The following is a 23,826-nucleotide window of genomic DNA, read 5'->3' as shown; positions in this document are numbered from 1 at the left end:
TAACCGGACTGCTATGAGCCTTCAGCGAGATCTCGAAGCGCGGGTCGACGGGGAGGTCAGGTTCGACGCGGGCTCGCGCGCGGCGTACTCACACGACTCCTCCAACTACCGGCAGACGCCGATCGGGGTGGTGGTGCCCCACAATGTGGACGCCGCCGTCGAGGCGGTCCAGGTCTGCCGGGAGCACGGGGCGCCGGTGTTCTCGCGGGGCGGAGGGACCAGCCTGGCCGGCGAGTGCTGCAACGAGGGCGTGGTCATCGACTGGTCCAAGTACTGCAACAACCTCATCCGGCTCGACGAGGACAGGCGCCGGGCGCTCGTGCAGCCGGGGATCTGCCTGGACGACCTGAACGACCTGCTGGCCCCGCACCGGCTGCAGGTCGGGCCGAAGCCGTCCACCCACGACACGTGCACGATCGGCGGGATGATCGGCAACAACTCCTGCGGCGCCACCGCGCAGGCGTACGGCAAGATGGCCGACTCGGTCGTCCGCCTGGAGGTGCTGACCTACGACGGCGTACGGATGTGGGTCGGGGAGACCTCCGACGAGGAGTACGAGAAGATCCTCGCCGAGGGCGGCCGCCGCGCCGAGATCTACCGGGCGATGCGCGAGCTCGTCGACGACAACCTCGCGCTGATCCGCACGCGGTACCCGGACATCCCGCGCCGCGTCTCCGGCTACAACCTCGACTCCCTGCTCCCGGAGAACCACTTCAACGTGGCACGGGCGCTGGTCGGCAGCGAGTCGACCCTGGTCACCGTGCTGCACGCGGAGATCGAGCTGTTCCCGGTGCCGAACTACCAGACGCTCGCCGTCCTCGGGTATCCCGACATCTTCCGGGCCGGCGACGCGATCCCCAAGGTCGCGAGCTACAAGCCGCTCGCGCTGGAGGGCCTCGACGAGACGCTGATCGACATCGCCCGCGCCGAGAACGTCGCGGGCAAGCAGGCCCTGGAGGGACTGCCCGAGGGGTCGGGCTGGCTCATGGTCCGCTTCGGCGGCGACACCCGTGAGGAGGCCGACGAGCGCGCGGAGCGCATGATCAAGGACCTGAAGGGGACCGAGCACGACCCGCACGTGGCCTTCCTGGACGACCCCGGCGAGGAGGAGCGCCTGTGGAAGATCCGCGAGGCGGGCCTCGGCGCGACCGCGTACCCGCCGGGCCATCCCGACACCCATGAGGGCTGGGAGGACGCCGCCGTCCCGCCCGACCGGCTCGGCGACTATCTGCGCGACTTCCGGAAGCTGCTGAACGAGTTCGACTACGGGCAGGCATCGCTGTACGGGCACTTCGGGCAGGGGTGCGTGCACACCCGCATCGCCTTCGACCTGGAGGACCCGGACGGGGTCGGGAAGTACCGCCGGTTCGTCGAGCGGGCGGCCCGGCTGGTGGCCTCGTACGGCGGGTCGCTGTCCGGCGAGCACGGCGACGGCCAGTCCCGCGCCGAGCTCCTGCCGATCATGTTCGGCGACGAGGTCGTGGCGCTGTTCGGCCGGTACAAGCAGATCTTCGACCGCGATGACCGGATGAACCCGGGCAAGGTCGCCGCCCCGCCCGGCCGGCGCGTGTACCGGCTCGACGAGAACCTCGACCACCTCGACTACAACCCGTCCGAGCCCCGGACCCACTTCTCGTACCCGGAGGACCACCACCGGTTCACCCACGCCGCCGCCCGGTGCGTCGGCATCGGCAAGTGCCGGTCCTCTTCCGGCGGCGTGATGTGCCCGAGCTACCGGGTGACCCGCGAGGAGGAGCACTCCACGCGGGGCCGCGCGCGCGTCCTCATGGAGATGATGCGCGGTGAGACGATCACCGACGGCTGGCGGTCCGAGGACGTCAACGACGCCCTGGACCTGTGCCTGGCCTGCAAGGGCTGTCGCGGGGAGTGCCCCGTCCACGTCGACATGGCGACCTACAAGGCCGAGTTCCTGTCGCACCACTACGAGAAACGGCTCCGGCCGCGCGAGCACTACTCGATGGGCTGGCTGCCCCTGTCGGCGCGGCTGGCCTCGGCGGCGCCCGGCCTGGTCAACGCGGTGACGCACGCGCCCGGCCTGAACCGGGTCGTCAAGTGGGCCGGCGGCATCGACCAGCGGCGCGACCTGCCGCGATTCGCCAAGGAGCGCTTCACCGACTGGTTCGCCCGGCGCGGATCCCACGGTGACGGCGACGCGGTCGTGCTGTGGCCGGACACCTTCACGAACAACTTCCATCCCGACGCCGGCAAGGCCGCCGTGCGCGTGCTGGAGGCCGCCGGGTTCCGCGTCGAGGTGCCGCCCGTCCCGCTCTGCTGCGGGCTGACGTGGATCTCCACCGGGCAGCTCGGCACGGCCGCACGGGTGCTGCGCCGTACGGTCCGCGCCCTCGCGCCGCGGGTGCGCCGGGGCGTGCCCGTCATCGGGCTGGAGCCCAGCTGCTCGGCCGTCTTCCGTTCCGACGCGCCGGAGCTGCTGTCGGGGGACGAGGACGTGAAGCGGCTGGCGAAGCAGACGCATTCGCTGTCGGAGTTCCTCCTCGACCGCGCGTCGGCGTTCGTCACCGCGCCGCCGCCCGGCACCGGGATCCACGCCGTCGCCCAGCCGCACTGCCACCAGCACGCCATCTGGGGCTTCGACGCCGACCGCGAGCTGCTGAAACGCGTCGGGATCGAGGCCGAGGTCCTCGACGAGGGCTGCTGCGGGCTCGCCGGCAACTTCGGCTTCGAGCGCGGGCACTACGAGGTGTCGGTCGGCGTGGGCGAGCTGGGCGTGCTGCCCGCCGTACGCAAGGCGTCGGACGGCACCCGGATCCTCGCCGACGGCTTCTCCTGCCGGACCCAGATCGAGCAGCGGACCCCGGCCCGGCCCGTCCACCTCGCCGAACTCCTGGCCGAGGTGCTCACATGATCGAGCTCACCGCCACCGCGTACACGATCCCGACCGACGGGCCCGAGGCCGACGGCACCCTCGAGTGGACGTCCACGACGATGGTGCTCGTCGAGGCCCGCGCGGACGGCCGCACCGGCATCGGCTGGACGTACGGCCCGGCCGCCATCGCCGGCATCGTGACCTCCGAGCTGGGCTCGGTGGTGAGCGAGGACGTCCAGGGGTCGCACGAGGCGATGTGCCGGGCGGTCCGCAACGCCGGGCGGCCGGGGATCTGCTCCATGGCGATCTCCGCCGTCGACTGCGCGCTGTGGGACCTGCGCGCCCGGACCCTCGGCCTCCCGCTGCACCGGCTCCTCGGCGCCGTCCGCACCGAGGTGCCGGTGTACGGCTCCGGCGGCTTCACCACGTACGACGCGGCGCGGACGCGGGAGCAGCTCGGGCACTGGGCCGGGGACCTCGGCATCCCGCGGGTGAAGATCAAGATCGGTGAGTCGTGGGGGAGCGACGAGAGCCGCGACCTGCGGCGCCTCGAACTCGCCCGCGAGATCATCGGCGGCGGCGTCGAACTGTACGCCGACGCCAACGGCGCCTACTCCGCCAAGCAGGCGATCCGCGTCGCCCACCGGGCCGCCGACGTGGACCTGCGGTGGTTCGAGGAGCCCGTCACCTCCGACGACCTGCCCGGTCTGCGGGAGGTCCGCCGGGCGGTCGAGTGCGAGGTGGCCGCGGGGGAGTACGGCTACGACCTGCCGTACTTCACCCGGATCATCGACGCCGTGGACTGCCCGCAGGCCGACGTCACCCGCGTCGGGGGCATCACCGAGTTCCTCCGGGTGGCCGGTCTCGCCCGCGCGCACGGCAAGGACCTGTCGGCGCACTGCGCGCCGCACCTGCACGCGGCGGCGATGGCGGCGATCCCGAACGCCCGGCACATCGAGTGGTTCCACGACCACGTGCGGATCGAGTCGATGCTCTTCGACGGCGCCCTGTCGCCGAAGGGCGGCTGCATCAGCCCGCGCGAGGACGAGCCGGGTCTCGGGCTGCGCTTCAAGCACGCCGACGCCGAGCGCTACCGGGTCCGCTGACCGCCTGAGGTGGCGGAGGACAGCGGCTCAGGTGGCCGCGGGCGGCGCTCAGGTGGCGGAGGGCAGCGGCTCGGGCGGCCGCGGGCGGCGCTCAGGTGGCGGAGGGCAGGGCGACCACGGTGTGGATGCGCCGTGCCACCTCCTGGACCTCCTCGACCGGCCGGATCGGCTCGGATTCGTGCCCGTCGCGGCCGGGGTCGGTCCACACCCAGCACCACCAGAGCCGGCCGTCGTGGGACTCGATCGTGACGGCCTGAGTGAGCGGCTCCGCGGGTTCGATGAGCAGGGCGATCCGGTCGCCGCCGTGCTCATCGGGTGCGGGCCGCTCACCGCTCACCGCCAGGGTCAGGGGACCGGTCAACGTGACGTGGAGCCCGAGCCCGGTCACCGCGTCGGCGAGGGCCTGGAGCGCGTGTTCGAGGGCTTCGCGGTGGGGAGTGGGACATGCGCCCATGGAGTTCCCTTCCGGAACCACCGTGTTCGAACAGGTCATCGACCCTCTGTGTTTCACCCGGTCAATGAGGCTGTTTCGAACGGTCCTTCGTTTTGCTGGAAATGATGCACGCCTTCCGGGTGGCGACGGTAGCCGGGTGAGTGCGATGCGCACTACTCTGCGAATATGGACGGTCACGGTCTTCCGGAGGCGCTTCGTTCGATCATGGGGCTGCGCGGCTGGTCACAGCTCGATCTGGCCCGTGAGCTGGGCGTGTCTCAGAGCTGGGTGTCCCAGGCCTCACGTGGGATGCGAGATCCCGGAATCGGCCGTACGGAACGGCTGCTGAGTCGCATAGGTTGGGAAGTACGCATATCGCCCATTTCGGAGGACGATCCCGTGAGGCGCAGAGAGTTCGTCGCGGCGGCCGCATCCATCACGTTCGTTCCCTCCCCGAAGGTCGGTCCCTATCAGGATCCGGGCTACGTACGGCAACTCGCCGAACGCCTCGCGAACGACCGTTATCAGCAGGGCGGAATTCCGGTCGTCTCCGCGGCGCTGCGCCATCTCCGGAAGGTCGGGCCCGCCGTCCACGGGTCGGACCGGCCCCTCCAGGAGGCGTCCTCCGACCTCGCCTGCGAGGCCGCGCGCGTGCTGTACGACTCCCGGCGCTACACCGCGGCCGAGCAGACCGGGGTGTTCGCCCTCGACCTGGCCCGGCGTTCCGGCAGCATCCGTGCCCAGGCCGACGCGTACAGCACGCTCAGCCGCATCAACATCGACCAGCGGCGCGGCGACCGCGGCGCCATGTACGCGCGGCTCGGCCTGCGGCTCGGCGACCTGCCGCCGGCCCGCCGGGCGTGGCTGCGGCTGCGGCTGGGGCGCTCCCTGGCGCTGCTGCCCGGCCAGGAGCGCACGGCACGGGACGTGCTGGAGGAGGCGCTCGTCGCCGACGGGCTGCCCACCTACGAGACCGCCGACATGCTGGGCAACGTCGGGGTCGCCATGCTCGGCATGCGCGAGCACGACGGCGCCCGCGCCGCCATCACCGAGGCCGTCCGCCTCGGCGCGCAGTGCTCCACCCTCCTGTTCGTCGCCTACCAGGCGTGGGAGGTCGAGGCGGCGCTGCGGGCCGGCGACGCGCCCATGGCCGCGGACCGCATGACCGCGCTCGCCCGCATCGCGCCGCTCATCTCCTCGGCCCGGGTGGGCGCCCACATCGCCGACGTCTACCGCCTCTCCGGCCGCTGGGCCGGCCTTCCGGAGATGCACGACGCCCGCGAACACCTCCGCTCCGTCATCCGAGTCTGAGCGGACCCATGGTCATTGGCGTCTGCCGCCTGCAGGACGGCAGCGGACGCCGATGATCACGATTCAGCGAGCGTCGGTGTCCGCCGGGCGCACCAGTGCCTGAGCGACGATCACCCGGTCGCCGTTGAACGTCACTGCGGGAGAGCCGTGGAGCTCGTAGCCCAGGTCGAGTGCTTCGCTGACCCGTCGGCAGAAGGAAGCGTCGTCCGGGCCGGTGAGCACGCGGTACCGGGGGAGATCATCAACGTCGGCCATGCGCGCAGCCTAACGCCGCGCGAGCTGCCCGAGAGGTCGGGGCACGCGGTGCCGGTGGCAGCGGGGCGGCACCGAGGTCCGAGACCACGGCGACGAACCCACCGCTGCCGGGCTCACGACGCGCGTACGCCGTCGATGGCGATCGCCAGCATGCGGTCCGCTTCGGCCGGGCCGTCGGGTTCGTGCTCGGTCGCCAGGGCGATGGCGCTGACGAGCTTCAGCAGATGGGTGATCGCGATCCCGGGGCGCACGACGCCCGCCGCTCTGGCGCGGGCCAACAGGGCGTCGCCCGCGTTGATGACCATGTCGTGACAACTGCTGCCCAACGCCGGATCGCCGCGCATCAATGACGCCCCCAGCCCCCGGTTGGCCACGGCGTGTGCGCCGACTGCCCGGAGCCAGGCGAACAGGGCCTCTCCCGGATCGGGGTCGGAGAGCAGGTCGTCGGCCTTCGCGCAGAGAGCCTCCACCCGACCTCTGAAGACCGTCTCCAGGAGTGCCTGCCGGGAGGGGAAGTGCCGGTGCAGGGTGGCCGAGCCGACCCCTGCGCGGCGGGCGACCTCCTCCAGGGAGGCGTCGGCACCGTGCTCGGCGATGACGGCCCCGGCGGCGGCCACGATCCGGTCGACGTTACGGCGGGCGTCGGCGCGCATCCGTTGCCGGGGCGGCACGGCGGCGTCCTTGGGCACGGGAGCTCCTGGCGACTTGATAACCGGGGTGGCCCTCCATATGGTAGCGAACCATAAATGGAGGGCCACCCCAGTTAGCGGAACGGTCCTCTTCCGCATGGACGCGAGGGAGAGACAGTGACGCCGACGAACCGGACCGTCGTGGTGGTGGGAGCGACCGGTCTGCAGGGCGGGGCCGTGACACGCCACCTGCTCCGCGGCGGCTGGCAGGTACGCGCGCTCACCCGTGACCCGAACGGGACACGGGCTCGAGCGCTGGCGCGGGCCGGGGCGCAGGTGGTGCGGGCGCAGATGGAGGACGTCGATTCCCTGACCATCGCGGCCGAGGGCGCGTGGGGGCTGTTCAGCGTCCAGCCCACGGTCGGCTCGCCCGGCACCGCACCGGACTTCACCACCGAAGATGAGGTGCGCTGGGGCGTGAACGTCGCCGAGGCCGCGCACGCCGCCGGCGTCGGGCACCTGGTCTTCACCTCGGTCGCCGGCGCGGATCGCCACCTCACCGAGAGGGTGCCGGCGAACCTGGTCAGCAAGTGGCGGATCGAGCGGCACATCGCCCACCTCGGCATGCCCGCGACGATCCTGCGGCCGGTCTCTTTCATGGAGAACTTCACCGGCGGGTACGCGCTGCAGAACGGGAACCTGTCCACCGGGCTCGCGCCGGACACGGCCCAGCAGCTCATGGCCGCCGACGACGTCGGCTTCATCGCGGAGCTGGCGTTCTCACACCCCGGCGAATGGATCGGCCGGGCGGTGTCCCTGGCCGCCGACGAGCTCACGCCGGTTCAGGTCGCCGCGGCCATCGGAGAGGCACTCGGCATACCGCTGCCCTACCTCCAGATTCCGATCGAGACGATCCGGGCCGTGAGCGAGGACTTCGCCTACGCCAACGAATGGCTCAACGAACGCGGCTACCGTGCCGACATCGCGGCCACCCGGCGGATCCACCCGGCCGCGATGGATTTCGCCACCTGGCTGAAGCGCACCGGCGCCGCCCAGATCTCCGCCTTCCTGGCCCCCGTGCCCCCCGTGGGGCACCTCGCCTGACGGCGGGCTCAGCGTTCGAAAGGGGCCGGGTGCGCGTGCGCACCCGGCCAGGCCCCCGGTACGCCGTGTACGTTACCCCGCCGGTCCGGATGACCCTCGGCTGAGGGAAAGGCGAGAAAGCCCACCACGGCGGCGCCCCCCGCCGGCCGATCGGAGGTCGGGATCGCGTGATCGACAGGCGATGGAAACGCTGGGTGATGCCGGCGGCGCTGCCGGCCGTGGTCATCGCCGGCTGGTACGGATGGGGATCCTGGCGGCAGTGGCGGGACCGGACCGCCGTGCGTCTGGGGAAGACGGTCGTCGTCGAGCGCTTCGACGCACCCACCGGTGCAGGCTGGCAGCTCATGGCCCAGCACCAGTGGATGCGCGTGGCGAAGCGCCATGACCAGCTCTGCCTGGACATCGTCGCGCCGGTTCCCGGAGCCGACGCGTCCGGACACTGCGGGTTCGACCCCAGGCTGCCGATGAGCGACTACTGGGCGGAACGGGATCTCGCCGAAGGCGCGCCGTCCGTCTACTACTGGGGTCCGACGCCGGACGACGTGGCGAAGGTCCGGCTGAGCGGCACCGGTCTCCCGACGTACGTGGTGCCGACCAGACCGCTTCCTCGCGGGCACGGCCTTCCCCAGGGAAGGTACTTCCTCGTGGACGCCGACCCGACGGGCCGGATCTCCGGCTACGGCACGAGCGATTCGAGATTCTGGACCGTTCGCTGGCTCGACGCGACAGGGCGGCAGGTCCCCTTCCGGCCGTTCTGACGGCCGGATTCGTACGCACGGTTTCGCGCTGTACGCGAAAGGGGCCGGGTGCGCATGCGCACCCGGCCCCTTTCGCCGGCCGTCTAGGGCCGGCTGTGACCGGTCAGAAGCGGTAGGACAGCAGGTACTTCGCCGTCGGGGTGCCGACGCCGGTGATGCTGTCGTAGCCGCGGACCGCGGGCAGCGCGTCACCCTTGGGGATGCCGTAGTTGCCGGTGGTGCGCAGGACGTAGACCAGCGGAGCCTGCTTGGCGTACGGGTCGGTGTAGTTCGTCCGCACGAACGCCACCGGGTTCTTCTTGCCGAGCGGGGTGTCGGTCACGTCGTGGAGGAGGCCCTTGCCCGCCCGCAGGTAGATCGCCGGGTTGGCGAAGCCGATCGGCGCGCCGCCCTGACGCTGCTGGGCCAGCGCCTGCAGGCCCGCGATGACCGGGCAGGCGAGGCTGGTGCCGCCCACGCGGCTCTCCGCGTAGCCGTACGACCCGTCCGGCAGTTGCGCCCACTCCGGGTACCGGATGCCGGTCGTGGAGTCCGCCACGGCCGAGATGTCCGGGATGACGCGCATCGGCTTGGCCGCCTTCGAACCGTCCGGCAGCGTACGGCTCAGCGACGACGGCACGACCGCCCGCTGGTAGCCGGGCTGGGTGAACAGCTCGCTCGTGCCGCCGCCGGAGCCCCCCGCGTAGTTGTCCGGGTAGTGGCCGGGAGGCGCCGGGCTCCACGTCTTGCCGTCCGCGGACAGGCTGTCGGTGGTGAAGTTCCAGCCGGTCTCGAACTTGTAGTCGTTGTGCTTGCCGACCGCGAGAGTCGTGCCGCCGACCGCGGTCACCCACGGGTCGGAGGCCGGCATGTCCGTCTGGCGCTTCTTCGAGCCGGCGTCGCCGTACCGCGCCTGGCACGGCGTCTTGGGCACCTCGTAGCCGCAGTCACCGGTGGAGAAGTAGAAGCCGATGCCCTCGATGGCACCCTGCTTGTAGATCGACTCCTCCGCGTCGATCATCGCCGGCGTGTAGTTCTGCGACAGGTCGCCCCAGGAGTTGCTGACGATGTCGGCCAGGTGGTGGTCGACGATGTTCAGCATCGCGTCGTCGAGGCCGGTGTCGAGGCAGTTCTGCGCGCCGACGTAGACGACCTTGGCCTTGGGCGCCACTGCGTGCACGGCCGTGACGTCGAGGGCCTCCTCGCCGTACCAGCCGGCGGCTCCGCACTCGTCGACCTGGTCGAACGTCGCGGGCAGGGCCTCGCGGTACTGGCCCTTGGCGAACGGCTGCTCACCGTACTTCTTGGAGAAGGTGTTCGAGACCTCGAGCATCTTCGGCGCCGCGTAGGCGTCGACGATCGCGACGGTCGCGCCCTTGCCGGTCAGGCCGCTCGACGTGGCGCCGTACGCCCCGCGCAGCTGCTTGGGCAGCAGGCCGCACATCGCGTACGGCTGGTGCTTGCCGTACGCCTTCGGCTGCTTGGTGGCGATCTTCTGGCCGTAGTACTGCTCGCACGGCTGCGCCACCCAGTAGTTGGGCTCGGGCGGGGGCAGCGTGTCGCCGGCCACCCGGACGTGCTTGGCGCCGTCCAGGCCGGTGATCGTGCTCACGGCCGAGGCGACCGAGGCGGGGACGGTCGCCTCACCGGCGGGCGCCCGCACGACCGTGTTCTGGGCGGCGTAGTTGTGGAAGTCGGTGCCGAACGCCTTCTTGGCCTGGGACACGCGCCCGGTGACGTGAACGTAGTGGCTGTTGACCGCGTCGACCGTCAGGCCCGCGGAGGTCAGCCAGGACTTCACGGCGTTCTTCTGCGCGTCCGTGGGGCCGAAGCGGCTGTCGAAGTCGGCGGGACTGAGGAACTTGCGGTACAGCGGGCCGCCGGGCGTGGAGACCGCCTCGGCGTACGCGTCCAGGCCCTTCGGGTCCTTGCCCGCCAGCCAGATCCTCGCGTCCAGCCGCTGATCGTCATTGGTCTTGCCGCGGTCGGCGGAGGCGTGCGCCCACGTGGGGCGGGTGCCGGCGACCGTTTTCCGGTCGTTCGCCTGTGCCGTGGTCGTGGCCGACAGGCCCGCCGCGAGAAGCGGCAAGGCCACGGCCGCGGCCGTCAGCACGCGGCGTCGTCCGTCTCGGGACATCCACCAGTCCTTTCGTGAGCGGCGTAGGGGAACGCCGCGACGCGAGGATTTCGGTGGGACCGGCGTGAATCAAGAGTCGTTATGAAATAGATGCGTAATTCGGGAACTGAGGGCCACAATCGGACATGGAACCTCGCTCTCGCGCGGATGGCGGAGGCGGCCGGTGGCGGCTTGCGGATGGCGGAGCGACGGCTGATAGTGGAAGACGGCGGTGCCTGAGGGCAGGGGAGACCTCAATGGTCCTACTTGGGCGTACGCCACCGACCGCGGCTAAACCGTCCCGGCCCCGTTCGAAGGGCCACACTCTTGTTAACTGGGTGTCATCAACCGATCACAAAGTGATCGGTTATCTCTATCTGACGACCTCGTTCGTCTTCTTCCTGATCGCCGGGTTGATGGCGATGCTCATCCGCGCCGAGCTCATGCATCCCGGTCTGCAGTTCGTCAGCAATCAGCAGTACAACACGCTGTTCACCCTGCACGGCACGATCATGCTGCTGCTGTTCGCCACCCCGCTGTTCGCCGGGTTCGCCAACGTGATCATGCCGCTGCAGATCGGGGCGCCGGACGTCGCGTTCCCGCGGCTGAACATGTTCAGCTACTGGGCGTTCCTCTTCGGCGGGCTCATGGTCCTGGCGTCCGGGTTCATCCCGAACGGGCCCGCGGACTTCGGGTGGTACGCCTACGCGCCGTTGAACAGCGTCATCCGCACACCCGGCTTCGGGCCCGACCTGTGGATCATGGGCCTCGTCCTGTCCGGGCTCGGAACCATCCTGACCTCGGTCAACTTCATCACGACGATCATCTGCATGCGGGCGCCGGGCATGACGATGTTCCGGATGCCGATCTTCACGTGGAACATCCTGTTCACCGCCATCCTCGTCCTGCTGGCCTTCCCCGTCCTGGCGGCGGCGCTGCTCGTGCTGCTGGCGGACCGCAAACTCGGCGCACACGTGTTCGACCCGCAGGTCAACGGGGCCATGCTCTGGCAGCACCTGTTCTGGTGGTTCGGCCATCCGGAGGTCTACATCGTCGCGTTGCCGTTCTTCGGCATCGTGACCGAGATCATCCCGGTGTTCGCCCGGAAGCCGCTGTTCGGCTACGTCGGCATGGTCAGCGCGACGATGGCGATCACCGGCCTGTCGGCGACGGTCTGGGCGCATCACATGTTCCCGACGGGGCAGGTGCTGCTGCCGTTCTTCTCCTTCATGACGTATCTGATCGCCATCCCGACGGGGGTCAAGTTCTTCAACTGGGTCGGCTCGATGTGGCGCGGGCACCTGTCCTTCGAGTCGCCGATGCTGTGGTCGATCGGGTTCCTCGTCACCTTCCTGTTCGGCGGCCTGACCGGCGTGATCCTCGCGTCACCGCCGCTGGACTTCCACCTCAACGACTCCTACTTCGTCGTGGCGCACTTCCACTACGTGTTGTTCGGCACGGTGGTGTTCGCGATGTTCGCCGGGTTCTACTACTGGTGGCCGAAGATGACGGGGAAGATGCTCAACGACCTGCTGGGGAAGATCCACTTCTGGATGCTGTTCATCGGGTTCCACACGACGTTCCTGATCCAGCACTGGCTCGGCGCCGAGGGGATGCCGCGTCGTTACGCCGACTACTCCCGGATCTTCACCTGGGAGAACCTGGTCTCCAGTCTCGGCGCGTTCCTGCTGGGGGCCTCGACGCTCGTGTTCATCTACAACGTCTACGTCACCTGGCGGAAGGCGCCGCACGTGGGAGTCGACGACCCCTGGGGCTTCGGCAACTCCCTCGAGTGGGCGACCTCGTGCCCGCCGCCGCGGCACAACTTCACCTCGATCCCGCGGATCCGCTCCGAGCGGCCGGCGTTCGACCTGCACTATCCGCGGGTGCCGACGCCGCCGATCGAGGAGCTCCCCGCCGGGCGCAGACAGTGAGCGACTCCCGCGTACGGCCCCGGACAAGGTGCGCCCGGCCCCGCGCCGTACGCCGGCGCGACCGCTCCCACCCATCGGACGGTAGGCGGAAAGGCCTCAGCCGCCGGGTCCGCGCCGTGCGGTAGGCCCGGGCCCGGCGGCCGGCGATTCTCAGCCGCCGAACGCGCGCATGCGCCGTACGCTCAGGCCCGCGATGCGGACGGCCGCCCGGGGCGACAGCCGCGCGCCCCGCCAGGCCGCCCGGCCGGACGCCGGCGCGACGATGAGCGCGTCGTTCCGGTCGATCCCGCGCATCACGTCACGGGCCAGGGCGGAGGCGGAGTAGAGCCTGCGCTGCACCTGCTGCGCGGCCCGCCGGGCGTTTCTGCCGGTCTCGGTCGCCGGCAGATCCGGGTTGGCGTTGTCGAGCAGGGGCGTGTCGACGAACCCCGGGCAGATCACACTGACCCGTACGCCGCGGCTCGCGGCCTCCGCGCGCAGCGCCAGGCTCATCCCGACGACCGCGTGCTTGGTGGTGGTGTAAGGCAGCATCAGCGGGGCGGGCACGAGGCCGGCCAGCGACGCGGTGTTCACGATGTGGCCGTGCCCCTGCTCCAGCATGATCGGGTACGCCGCGTGCACGCCGTGGACGACGCCGCGCAGGTTGACGTCGATCGTGCGGTTCCAGTGGTCGAGGGTCATTTCCTCGGTGAGGCCGCCGACGGCGATGCCGGCGTTGTTGAACACCAGGTCCAGGCGGCCGTGCTCCTCCCGGACCGACCGGTAGAGCGCGGCGACCGCGTCGGCGTCGGTCACGTCCAGTTCGGCGGCCGTGGCCGGCGCGCGCTCGGACAGCCGGGCCGCGACCTTCTCGGCCCCGGCGACGTCGATGTCGGCGACGGTCACGATGTCACCGCGCGCCGCGAGGGCGGCCGCGATGGCCCGGCCGATGCCGGAGGCTCCGCCGGTGACGATGGCGATCCGGGAGGGCATGTGGGACTCCTTGCAGGGTTCTCAGCGGGCGGCTCGGGCCCGGCGCGAGGTCGGCGTGTCCCAGAGGCCCACGGCCTTCCACACCCGCTTGCTGACAGGGTTGAGCAGGCCGAGCTCGGCCGCGAGGTCGCGGATCTTCGCGACGCAGTTCTTGAACTCCTCCGTCCAGTCCTCCGCGCCGTACGCCTCGCGGACGACGTCCTTCGGAATGTCGAAGTACCGGACCATCGGGCCGGGAGGGGCGAGCATGATGCGCGCCATCACGCCCAGGATCAGCGGGGTGGCCACGGACAGCGCGCGGCGACGCGGGGCGGGCATCGTGGGCACGCGGTGCCGTAGGTAGTGGCGGGCGAACGAGATGTGCCGCGCCTCCTCGGCGATGTGGATCCGCATGATCGTCTCCTGCAGCGGATGCCTCGCCTCGCCGTTCTTGACCGTCTTGCGCTGGACGTAGTCGATGGGGTCCTCGCCGCCCAGCACGAAGATGAAGAACAGCTCCGTCGAGATCCGCGGGATGTGCGGAGCGATCTGGGACAGGACGTCCAGGGCCCTGGGCATCCCGCGGATCGGCATCTTCGTCCGGTTGACGAACTCCTGGAACATCATCGCGTGCTGACATTCCTCGCTCGTCTCGTGCAGGACGTAGCGGAACTCGGGGGAGCCGTTCGGCAGCCGGTAGGCGTAGTTCAGCAGTCCCCGCTTGAGCAGGTTCTCGAACTGCAGGCCGATCTTCATCATCGTGGCCACGCGCCACAGGCCGATCCGGGACTGCACCTCCGGCGGCTGCGAGCGGTACCACTCCGTACGGCCCAGGGGGTCGATGGACGGCAGGATCCAGCGGGGGTCGTCCGGGTCGACCGCGAAGTCCGGGTCGGCCCAGGGGATGTCGGCGTAGGCGTCCCAGTGCTTGTCGACCGACGCCTTCGACAGGCGCTTGATCACGCCGGTGTAGGCCGCGCGGTCCTCGACCTTCGCGTGGATCTCCTCGTCCAGTGTCTTGCTCGGGGGATTGGACATGAAACTCTCCCTCACGCGGGATCCGGGATGAGCAGGCGGGCCAGCGCCTTGATTCGGCCGAGCACCGCCGCCTGGCGGCCGTGGGCGTCATCGTCCAGGGAGTTCTGCAACGTGAGCCCGACGAACATGGCGAACACGGCTCGGATGAGCGTGTCCGCGGTCTCCTCGTCCACCGACTCGGGGAAGAGCCGCTGGAACACCTCGAGGATGACCGCGATGATCCGCTCGTTGATGTCGATGCTCAGCTCGCGCAGCGTCACGTCGGTGCGCGCGGCCATCGCGAGCTCCATGAGGGCCAGCGCGGGAGCCTGACGGAAGGTCTCCCACAGCAGGTCCAGCGCGCCCTCCACGTTGCGGCGCTCCGCCGGCAGGGCGGCGAACGCCTGCTCGAACGCGAGCCGCTGTCGCTCCAGGAGGTGCTCGAGCGCGGCCCCGACCAGCAGCATCTTGGTGGGGTAGTGATGCTGCTGCGCGCCCCGCGAGACGCCGGCGCGGCGGGCGACCTCGGTCGTCGAGGTCCCGGACCAGCCGAGCTCGGCGAGGCACTCGACGGTGGCGTCCAGCAGGCGGGTCTGCGTCTCCGCTCGTCGCTCCTCCTGGGTGCGGGGAGCGCGGCGGGCGACCTGCCCGTCACGTTGGCGGCTGCTCACTGACACATCTCCGACGGTAGGCGCGGAGAAACATGCAATCAAGCCTGATTGTTTGTTGCGCCCGTCACACTATTGGACGTGACGTCCAAGGGCGGCGGCCGCGGACCCCGTCCCGGCGGGCGGCGCGCGCCCGCGCGGCGATAATCCCGACGACGGGGCCGGGGACGCACCGTTAAGGTGTCCCCATGCAGGTCAGCCAGTCGGACAAGCTCGCCAACGTCCTGTACGACATCCGGGGCCCGGTCCTGAAGCGGGCCATGCAGCTGGAGGCCCAGGGCCACCAGATCCTCAAGCTGCACATCGGCAACCCCGCGCCGTTCGGATTCGAGGCCCCCGACGAGATCCTCCAGGACGTCATCCGCAACCTGCCGATGGCGCACGGCTACAGCGACTCGAAGGGCATCCTGTCCGCCCGCCGGGCGGTCGTGCAGCACTACGAGCAGCAGGGATTCCCGGGAGTCGGCGTCGACGACGTCTACCTCGGCAACGGCGTGTCCGAGCTGATCGTCCTGGCCCTTCAGGCGCTGCTGAACAACGGCGACGAGGTGCTGATCCCGGCCCCGGACTATCCGCTGTGGACGGCGGCGGTGTCCCTCTGCGGCGGCACGCCGGTCCACTACCTCTGCGATGAGGGCCAGGGCTGGATGCCCGACCTCGCGGACATCGAGGCGAAGATCACACCGGCCACCAAGGCCATCGTGATCATCAACCCGAACAACCCGACCGGCGCGGTGTACTCGCGTGAGCTGCTGCAGGGTGTGGCCGAGCTGGCCCGGCGGCGGGGGCTGCTGATCCTCGCCGACGAGATCTACGACCGGATCCTGTACGACGGCGCCGAGCACGTCTCGATCGCGCCGCTCGCCCCGGACGTGCTGTCCCTCACCTTCTCCGGCCTGTCCAAGGCGTACCGCGTCTGCGGGTTCCGCTCCGGCTGGATGGTCGTCTCCGGGCCCAAGGACCACGCCGAGTCCTACATCGAGGGCCTGGACATGCTCGCCAACATGCGGCTGTGCCCGAACGTCCCCGGCCAGCACGCCATCCAGGCGGCGCTCGGCGGCCACCAGAGCATCAGGGACCTCGTGCTGCCCGGCGGCCGGCTGCGCGAGCAGCGTGACCGCGCCTGGCGGCTCCTCAATGAGATCCCCGGCGTCAGCTGCGCCAAGCCCTCCGGCGCGCTGTACGTCTTTCCGCGTCTGGACCCCGAGGTCTACCCCATCGAGGACGACCAGCGCTTCGTGCTGGACCTGCTGGAGAGCCAGCAGATCCTCGTCGTCCAGGGCACCGGCTTCAACTGGCCGTCCACCGACCACTTCCGGATCGTCACCCTGCAGCACGCCGACGACCTCGAAGAGGCGATCGGCAGGCTCGGCGAGTTCCTGGCCACCCGCCGCGCCTGATCCTCGCGATCCGTCGACGACCGGTACCGGCGGGCCCGCCCGCGGCGGCCCTGCGGTACCGGTCGTCGACGGGCGGACGGGCGCGGGTGGACGCCGCGGCGGGTGGGGGCGGCCGGCGCCGTACCTCGGCCGACCGTGCGACCGCGTGCTGCCGGCCGTGGCCCGGACCTTGGCGCGGGCGGCCTGCCTGCCTGGCCGGCGCGCGGCGTCGGCTGACCCGGCCCTGGCGGCCGGGTCAGCCCGTCACGGCGCGCTGGTAGGCCGCCAGGGCCTCCGGGTCGTCGATGCTGCCGTGGTGGTGGAACTGGCGCCAGCGACCGTCCTCGTAGCGGAAGTAACGGGTCGTCCGGATCCGCAGGGGGACCGGCACGCCGTCCGGGCCGGTGTACGTCCCGACCTCGCGCCCGGCGAAGACCGCGTGGTCCGCGCCGACGTACTCCACCACGTCGCCGAAGGTGACCTCCACGCGCACCGGGCCGGTGAAGATCTTCTCGTACAGCCCGGCGACCGCGTCGCCGCCGCGCAGGACGCCGCCGAGCGGGTTGTTGAGCTGGGCGAGGGGGTGGTCGCTCCAGTCCTCCCGAAGCGCCTGCGCGTCGCGGTTGTTGAGCGCGTAGTAGAAGGACTCCAGCGCCGCGTACGCCCCTGTGGGAGACGGATCCGAGGTCTCGTGCAGACGGTTGCGCGCGTCCGGGCCGTACGCCGGGTCGGTGTGCCTGATCACCATGACTCCTCGCCTAAAGTGTTCGATGGAGGTCGACCACATGAGTGTACGACGAGAATCGAACACTGAGGCGCGCGGGGCGTCCGCGCGCGCCCGCGGGCTGACGCATCGCCATCCGTCCGAGGTGCCGCTCCAGGACGCACTGGACGCGGTCGCCGATCCCGTACGCCGGACGATCCTCCGTGAACTCGCCGGGCAGCCCGACTGGACCCGCGCCTGCGGCACGTTCGACCTGCCGGTGTCCAAGGCGACCCGGAGCCACCACTTCGCCGTGCTGCGCGCCGCCGGGCTGATCGAGCAGCGCGACGAGGGGCCACGCCGGTTCAACCGCCTCCGCCGAGCCGAGTTCGACCAGGTGTTCCCCGGCCTCCTGGCGCTCGTGCTGGCGGAGCGGGTCTGACCGCATCCGGTCGGCCGGGCTCGGAGAATCCGGGCTGTCCGGATCGCCGGCGGCCGCTCGGAGGCGGCTGAGGCCGCCGGGCAAAGCGTGGCTGTGGGGGCGAGCGGTCATGGGCGCCCGGTAGCGTTGACCGGGTGGCCGAAGACCTCCTCGACTCCCCGGAAAAGACCGACGTTCCCGACGTCGGCCCCCTTCTCGCCGCCGCGGTCGCCGGCGTCGGCGGCGCCGAGCGGCCGGGACAGGTCAAGATGGCCGAGGCCGTCGCCCACGCCATCGCGTCGGGCGAGCACCTGGCGGTTCAGGCGGGCACCGGCACCGGGAAGTCCCTGGCCTACCTCGTCCCCGCCGTCCGCCATGCGGTGGCCGAGAACGCCTGTGTCGCGGTCTCCACGGCGACGATCGCGCTGCAGCGCCAGCTCGTCGAGCGCGATCTGCCGCGCCTGGCCGAGTCGCTGACGCCGCTGCTCGGCCGCGAGCCGGTGTTCGCGATCCTCAAGGGCCGGCGCAACTACCTCTGCCTGCACCGGATGCAGGTGGACGAGCCCGACGACCCCGACGAGATCCTGTTCGACGCGCAGTCGGTGTCCGCGACGGGGCGGCAGGTGCAGCGCATCCACGAGTGGGCCGAGACGACCGAGACCGGGGACCGGGACGAGCTCGTCCCCGGCGTCTCCGAACAGGCGTGGCGCCAGGTCTCCGTGAGCGCCCGCGAGTGCCTGGGGGCGCAGCGCTGCCCGTTCGGCACCGAGTGCTACGCCGAGCGCGCCCGGGACAAGGCCGGAGAGGCCGACGTCGTCGTCACCAACCACGCGCTGCTGGCCATCGACGCGCTGGAGGAGTTCCAGGTCCTCCCCGAGCACGACGTCGCGATCATCGACGAGGCGCACGAGCTCGTCGACCGGGTGACCTCGGTGGCCACCGCGGAGCTGTCCGCGTCGGCCGTGGAGTTCGCCGCGCGCCGCTGCGGCCGGCTCATCGAGGACGATCTCGCCGACCGGCTCAAGGAGGCGGGCGAGGCGCTGCAGCCGATCCTCGCCGACACCGCGGCGGGCCGCATGGACGTCCTGCCGCAGGCCCTCGGCGGGGTCCTCCTGTCCATCCGCGACGCCTCGTACGGCTGCATGACGGCCCTGCGCACGACCCTCAAGACCGCCGAGGACGACGCCGAGCGGCTCGGCGCCGGCCGCGCCGCCCTGACGGCGCTGGAGGAGATCCACGACACGGCCGGTCGGCTCCTGGAGACGTTCGAGACCGATCTGGCCTCCCGGCACGACGTCGTCTGGCTGGACCGGCCCTTCAACGAGGACTCCCGGCGGCCCACCGCGCTCCGGGTCGCGCCGCTGGGCGTCGGCGGCCTGCTGCGCGAGCGGCTGTTCGGCCGCCGTACGACCGTGCTGACGTCGGCGACCCTCGCGCTCGGAGGGTCGTTCGAGCCGCTCGCCCGGCAGTGGGGCCTGCCGCCGCTCGGCACGGCGGCGGACGGAGCGGCGGAGGCGGCCGAGCCTCCCGACGGTGACGAGCCGGCGAAGAAGGACGGCGGGGAGCGGCCGCTGCGGTGGTCGGGGCTGGACGTCGGGTCGCCGTTCGACCACGCCCGCAGCGGGATCCTCTACATCGCGCGGAGCCTGCCGCAGCCGGGCCGCGACGGGCTGCCCGAGGCGTACCTCACCGAGCTGACCGAGCTGATCGAGGCCGCCGGGGGCCGTACCCTCGGCCTGTTCTCCTCGATGCGGGCCGCCAAGCAGGCCGCCGAGGCGCTGCGCGGCCGCCTCGCGCATCCGCTGCTGTGCCAGGGGGACGACTCGACCTCCCAGCTCATCAAGCAGTTCACCGACCACGAGCCGACCTGCCTGTTCGGCACGCTGTCCCTCTGGCAGGGCGTCGACGTGCCGGGGCCGTCGCTCCGGCTGGTCGTGATCGACCGTATTCCCTTCCCGCGCCCCGACGACCCGCTGTCCTCGGCCCGGCAGCGGGCCGTCGCCGCGCACGGCGGGAACGGCTTCATGGCCGTCGCCGCGACGCACGCCGCACTGCTGCTCGCGCAGGGCGCGGGACGCCTGCTGCGGTCGATGACCGACCGCGGGGTCGTCGCGATCCTGGACCCGCGGCTGGCCACGGCACGCTACGGCACGTTCCTGCGGTCGTCGCTGCCGCCGTTCTGGACGACGTTCGACTCCGCCACGGTCAAGGCGGCCCTGCGCCGCCTCGACTCCGTGGACTGAGCCGGAGCCTGTGGGTCGCCGGCGGAGACTCCCAACGGAGAGCCCTCAGGGACGGTGAAGGAAGGCAGGGCCTGAACGGCGATCCGGATGTCGTCACGGATCGCGCCCCGGGCGATGTGGCCGGAGCGGCGGGCGCGGCCGGGAGACCGATCCAGAGTTGTCGAGTTACATGGCATGTCTACGTGGTACGCACCGTATCGACCGGTTTAGCGTCAGATGCCCAATGTTTGACTGTGCGCCCTCCTAAGGCAAACCGCGATCTTTAGCTTTCCTTACTGAAGATCGAGCCAAGGGAGACCGGCATGCACAGGAGCCCTGTAGTCCGGGGCGGCGGGATCAGCGAGTCCTACGGTGAGGTGGTCGCCCTCGACGGCGTCGACCTCGAGGTGGCGAGCGGTTAGGTCCACTGCCTGGTCGGCCCGAACGGCGCGGGCAAGACGACGCTCTTCGGTCAGCTACCGGGCTTGCGGTCGAGGACGACGGCAGCCTCGAGATCCCGGGCACGCCGGCCGGGAGGACGCTCGCTGTTCCCGGCGGCGTCGCGGGCTTCGCGGACGGACCCGGACTCTGTCCGCGCCCACCGCGCGGCGAACCTCTCGGCCCTGACCGCACTGCGCGGGCACGACGCGGGTCGTACCGCCGGCGTCGGTGACGCACTCCAGGTACGCGCTCCGACCGGGGGACGCACCCACCTCTTCGCGGCCGCTCGACAAGAACGTCGACCGGCGCTCACGTACTACAAAGGAATCATTCATGCAGGTAACGCGCCAGCGCGTCGTAAAAGCCCCTCAAGGGCTCTTCCGGCGTCTCACGGGAGGCCGGATCCGCCTGGTGGCGGTCGGCGCCGCGGCTCTCGCCATCGCCAGCGCAGGTGTCTCGTACGCCTCGACGACGCAGTTCGGCACCCAACGGGTCGGCCAGACCACCGACCAGGGCCAGGTCGTTTCCGACGACCAGTACATCAAGCCGATCGGCCGGCGTCTGGTCATCCCTGATGGCAAGATCATGTCGTCGTCGGTCAGCCCGGACGGCACCCACCTCGCGGCCTCGCTCACCGACGGTGGGCAGGTGCTCGCCATCGTGGACCTGAAGAACTACAAGGTGCAGCAGTACGTCGGCGACAACGCGCAGTCGGACCTGCGCATCTCCGGCGGCGACGTGGGCCAGGAAGGCCCGACGTACTCGCCCGACGGCTCGCAGCTGTGGCTGGGCCGGATCGACGGCTACACCAAGTTCACCGTGAACTCGGACGGCAGCCTCGCCGACCCGACGAACATCGGCATCGCCGCACAGGGCTCGAAGCACGCGCTGTCGGCCGAGCCGGTGTTCTCCGCCGACGGCAAGACCGTGTACGTCGCCGTCAACGGCCAGAACCGCGTGGTCGCCCTCGACGCGGCCACCGGGGCCATCCAGCGGAGCTGGGGCGTGGGCAACGCCCCACGTGGCATGGTCAAGGTCGGGAACAAGCTCTACGTCGCCAACGAGGGCGGCCGCCCGGCCAAGCCCATGCCCGGCAGCCTGCTCGACCAGGTCGGCACGGTCACCGCGAGCGGCGAGAACCCGCCGAACGAAGTCGCCGTGAATCTCAAGGACCACGATCCGTCGACCAAGTGGCTGGCGCGCCAGCCGACCGGCTGGGTGACCTATCAGCTGGCCAAGCCCGAGGCGGTGGTGCAGTACTCGTTGACCTCCGCGAACGACTCGCCGGGCCGCGACCCCAAGGACTTCACCCTGCAGGGGTCGAACGACGGCAGCACCTGGACCGACCTGGACAAGCGGACGGGGCAGCGTTTCGACTCGCGGTACCTCACCAACAGCTACACCTTCCACAACACCACCGCGTACCGCTACTACCGGCTGAACGTCACCGCGAACTACGGTGACTCGCTCCTTCAGCTCAGCGGCTGGGACATCAGCGACTCGACCGCCCGGGCCGAGACCACGATGAACTCCTACGGCACCCAGGTGCCGGCCGACCCGTTCACCGGTTCCTCCACCACCGGCACGGTCAGCGTCATCGACCTGGCGAACCCGACGGCCGCCGCCGCGAGCATCGACGTGGGTCTGCACCCGACCTCCGTGTACGCCAGAAACGGTGCGGTGTTCGTCACCAACACCGCGTCCGACAACGTGTCGGTCATCGACACGGCCAAGGACAAGGTCGTCCAGACCATCGCCACCCAGCCGTGGCCGGAGGCGTCGGTCGGCTACGAGCCCACCGCGGTGACGCTCACCGACGACGGCCACCTGTTGGTGACGCTCGGCCGCGCCAACGCGGTCGCCGTCTACCGCTACACGAAGCCGCTGGAGCCGGTCGGCTACATCGGCCTGCTCCCGACGGACTACTTCCCGTCGGAGGTCACCACCGCCGGCGACGATGTGGTGATCTCCAACACCCGTGGTATCGACGCCCTGCGCAACACCAGCAGGCACAGCACCCACGACACGACGTCGAGCCTGACGCGGTTCGAACTGCCGGGCGACGGCGCCATCAGGACCTACACGGAGCAGGTCTTCAAGCAGAACGGCTGGACCCCCGACTCGGTGCGGTACGCCAAGGGCAAGGGTGCCAAGCCGGTCCCGGTCCCGGTGAAGCTCGGTGACCCCTCGGTCATCAAACACGTCTTCCTGCTCGTCAAGGAGAACCGGACCTACGACCAGGTCTACGGCGACATGCCCGAAGGCAACGGCGACCCGACGCTGACCGAGTACGGCGAGAACGTGACGCCGAACCAGCACGCGCTGGCCAAGCAGTTCGGGCTGTACGACAACACCTACGACATCGGCACGAACTCCGCCGAGGGTCACAGCTGGCTCATGCAGGCCGACGACCCGGAGTACACCGAGTCCTCGGCCGGTGAGTACACGCGCAGCTACGACAGCTACAACGATGTTCTCGGCCACCAGAAGAGCGGCTTCATCTGGACCGGTGCGGAGGCGGCGGGCAAGACCGCACGGGACTTCGGTGAGTACCAGATGCAGTCCAACAACAAGCCGTCCGGCGCGAGCTGGCAGAACCTGTACTGCGACACCAAGAACATGGCGGCGAACCCCGCGCAGAACACCGCCTACCCCATGTACTCGAACGTGGACATCCCATCGCTCGATGACATCTCGGTGCACGGCTACCCGGGAGGCGACCTCAGCATCCCCGACATCTACCGGTACGAGATCTGGAAGCGTGACTTCGACAAGAACGGCCCGGCGAACCTGAACATGTTCTGGTTCCCCAACGACCACACCGGTGGGGGGCCGACCGGGCCGGCTCAGGTCGCGGACAACGACCTCGCCGTCGGCAAGGTGGTCGACACGATCTCGCACAGCAAGTACTGGAAGGACTCCGCGATCTTCGTGGTCGAGGACGACTCCCAGGCCGGCATCGACCACGTCGACGGCCACCGTGCCCCGATCCAGATCATCAGCCCCTGGGCCCAGCACGGCACCGTCGACAGCCACTACTACTCCCAGATCGCGGTGATCCGCACCATCGAGCAGATCCTCGGGATCCACCCGATGAACCAGAAGGACAGCGCCGCCACCCCGATGCGTGCGGCGTTCACCAACAAGCCCGACAACACACCGTTCACCGCTCTGCCCAACCGGACCTCCCTGACCCAGGGTCTGTCGACCCAGCCGACCTGTGGCGCGGACATCCCGGCGGCGCAGAACCCGAACGCCGCACCCGCTCCGACGGGGAAGGTTCCGGCGGCCGACCAGGCAGTCGCCGCGAAGTGGGAGGCATGGAAGTCCAAGCAGCCGTTCAACGGTCCCAACGCAAAGGTCGACTCCGCTCCCCCCGAGCAGATGAACCGCTTCTCGTGGTACGAGGCGCACGGGTTCACCAAGCCGTACCCGGGTGACACCAAGATCTACGCGCCGGACCAGGTGCCGGGCGCCTACATCCCAGGGTCGGACTCCGACGGCTGACCTCCGTACGACTCAGGCGACGGCCCGCCGGGATCCCGGTGGGC

Annotated in this window: 18 protein-coding genes; 10 read left to right on the top strand and 8 right to left on the bottom strand. The window is 70.5% G+C overall.

Features of this window, described 5'->3' with window-relative positions; all coding sequences use genetic code 11:
• The first annotated feature begins 13 nt into the window (after positions 1-13).
• Positions 14-2,887 (top strand): FAD-binding and (Fe-S)-binding domain-containing protein, encoded by a 2,874-nt coding sequence (locus NE234_RS10575; protein WP_252778721.1) that lies wholly within the window; start codon positions 14-16, stop codon positions 2,885-2,887.
• Positions 2,884-3,954 (top strand): enolase C-terminal domain-like protein, encoded by a 1,071-nt coding sequence (locus tag NE234_RS10570; RefSeq protein ID WP_252778720.1) that lies wholly within the window; start codon positions 2,884-2,886, stop codon positions 3,952-3,954. Before NE234_RS10575 ends, NE234_RS10570 begins: the two co-directional genes overlap by 4 nt.
• A gap of 91 nt (positions 3,955-4,045) precedes the next feature.
• Here the strand turns inward: NE234_RS10570 and NE234_RS10565 are convergent, their stop codons facing one another.
• Positions 4,046-4,408, bottom strand: a complete 363-nt coding sequence (locus NE234_RS10565) for a hypothetical protein (RefSeq protein ID WP_252778719.1) — start codon at positions 4,406-4,408, stop codon at positions 4,046-4,048.
• 378 nt (positions 4,409-4,786) lie between these two features.
• Between NE234_RS10565 and NE234_RS10560 the strand changes: the two genes are divergently transcribed.
• Complete coding sequence (locus tag NE234_RS10560; protein ID WP_252778718.1) at positions 4,787-5,698, top strand: hypothetical protein; 912 nt, start codon at positions 4,787-4,789, stop codon at positions 5,696-5,698.
• 63 nt (positions 5,699-5,761) lie between these two features.
• On the opposite strand, the gene NE234_RS10555 is transcribed toward NE234_RS10560, so the two are convergent.
• Both NE234_RS10555 and NE234_RS10550 read right to left on the bottom strand, forming a co-directional pair.
• Positions 5,762-5,953 carry a DUF1737 domain-containing protein gene (locus tag NE234_RS10555; protein WP_252778717.1) on the bottom strand — a complete coding sequence of 64 codons (192 nt, stop codon included), beginning with the start codon at positions 5,951-5,953 and terminating at the stop codon, positions 5,762-5,764.
• Positions 5,954-6,066: 113 nt separating this feature from the next.
• The gene (locus tag NE234_RS10550) at positions 6,067-6,642 is read right to left on the bottom strand and encodes a TetR/AcrR family transcriptional regulator (protein WP_252778716.1); all 576 of its coding nucleotides are present in this window, start codon (positions 6,640-6,642) and stop codon (positions 6,067-6,069) included.
• 117 nt (positions 6,643-6,759) lie between these two features.
• Between NE234_RS10550 and NE234_RS10545 the strand changes: the two genes are divergently transcribed.
• On the top strand, positions 6,760-7,686 hold the full coding sequence (locus NE234_RS10545) for an NmrA/HSCARG family protein (RefSeq protein ID WP_252778715.1): 927 nt from the start codon (positions 6,760-6,762) through the stop codon (positions 7,684-7,686).
• A 167-nt stretch (positions 7,687-7,853) separates the two neighbouring features.
• Positions 7,854-8,444: a hypothetical protein gene (locus NE234_RS10540; RefSeq protein ID WP_252778714.1), complete on the top strand. Its 591-nt coding sequence runs from the start codon at positions 7,854-7,856 to the stop codon at positions 8,442-8,444.
• Between the two features lie 103 nt (positions 8,445-8,547).
• Here the strand turns inward: NE234_RS10540 and NE234_RS10535 are convergent, their stop codons facing one another.
• Positions 8,548-10,560: a S53 family peptidase gene (locus tag NE234_RS10535; protein WP_252778713.1), complete on the bottom strand. Its 2,013-nt coding sequence runs from the start codon at positions 10,558-10,560 to the stop codon at positions 8,548-8,550.
• Between the two features lie 236 nt (positions 10,561-10,796).
• On the opposite strand from NE234_RS10535, the gene ctaD reads away from it, so the two are divergent.
• A complete protein-coding gene (gene ctaD, locus NE234_RS10530) occupies positions 10,797-12,473 on the top strand; it encodes an aa3-type cytochrome oxidase subunit I (RefSeq protein ID WP_252778712.1) in 1,677 nt (558 codons plus the stop codon).
• Between the two features lie 150 nt (positions 12,474-12,623).
• Here the strand turns inward: ctaD and NE234_RS10525 are convergent, their stop codons facing one another.
• From NE234_RS10525 to NE234_RS10515, 3 genes are read right to left on the bottom strand one after another with little or no spacing between them, the layout of a single operon-like run.
• The gene (locus NE234_RS10525) at positions 12,624-13,445 is read right to left on the bottom strand and encodes an SDR family NAD(P)-dependent oxidoreductase (protein ID WP_252778711.1); all 822 of its coding nucleotides are present in this window, start codon (positions 13,443-13,445) and stop codon (positions 12,624-12,626) included.
• Positions 13,446-13,466: 21 nt separating this feature from the next.
• On the bottom strand, positions 13,467-14,462 hold the full coding sequence (locus NE234_RS10520; protein WP_252778710.1) for an AurF N-oxygenase family protein: 996 nt from the start codon (positions 14,460-14,462) through the stop codon (positions 13,467-13,469).
• Between the two features lie 11 nt (positions 14,463-14,473).
• On the bottom strand, positions 14,474-15,112 hold the full coding sequence (locus NE234_RS10515; protein ID WP_252778709.1) for a TetR/AcrR family transcriptional regulator: 639 nt from the start codon (positions 15,110-15,112) through the stop codon (positions 14,474-14,476).
• Between the two features lie 185 nt (positions 15,113-15,297).
• On the opposite strand from NE234_RS10515, the gene NE234_RS10510 reads away from it, so the two are divergent.
• A complete protein-coding gene (locus NE234_RS10510) occupies positions 15,298-16,509 on the top strand; it encodes a pyridoxal phosphate-dependent aminotransferase (protein WP_252778708.1) in 1,212 nt (403 codons plus the stop codon).
• 235 nt (positions 16,510-16,744) lie between these two features.
• On the opposite strand, the gene NE234_RS10505 is transcribed toward NE234_RS10510, so the two are convergent.
• Positions 16,745-17,236: a YybH family protein gene (locus tag NE234_RS10505; protein ID WP_252778707.1), complete on the bottom strand. Its 492-nt coding sequence runs from the start codon at positions 17,234-17,236 to the stop codon at positions 16,745-16,747.
• 37 nt (positions 17,237-17,273) lie between these two features.
• On the opposite strand from NE234_RS10505, the gene NE234_RS10500 reads away from it, so the two are divergent.
• The 3 genes from NE234_RS10500 (at position 17,274) to NE234_RS10490 (ending at position 23,782) form a co-directional block, all read left to right on the top strand.
• Positions 17,274-17,633 (top strand): ArsR/SmtB family transcription factor, encoded by a 360-nt coding sequence (locus NE234_RS10500; protein WP_252778706.1) that lies wholly within the window; start codon positions 17,274-17,276, stop codon positions 17,631-17,633.
• A 134-nt stretch (positions 17,634-17,767) separates the two neighbouring features.
• Complete coding sequence (locus tag NE234_RS10495) at positions 17,768-19,855, top strand: ATP-dependent DNA helicase (protein WP_252778705.1); 2,088 nt, start codon at positions 17,768-17,770, stop codon at positions 19,853-19,855.
• 753 nt (positions 19,856-20,608) lie between these two features.
• Positions 20,609-23,782: an alkaline phosphatase family protein gene (locus NE234_RS10490; protein WP_252778704.1), complete on the top strand. Its 3,174-nt coding sequence runs from the start codon at positions 20,609-20,611 to the stop codon at positions 23,780-23,782.
• Positions 23,783-23,826: the final 44 nt, after the last annotated feature.

The sequence above is a fragment of the Actinoallomurus rhizosphaericola genome (assembly GCF_024055675.1).
In the GTDB taxonomy this organism is placed as follows: domain Bacteria; phylum Actinomycetota; class Actinomycetes; order Streptosporangiales; family Streptosporangiaceae; genus Actinoallomurus; species Actinoallomurus soli.
The sequence above is the reverse complement of the archived record's forward strand: the minus strand, read 5'-3'. Positions and strand labels throughout refer to the sequence as shown.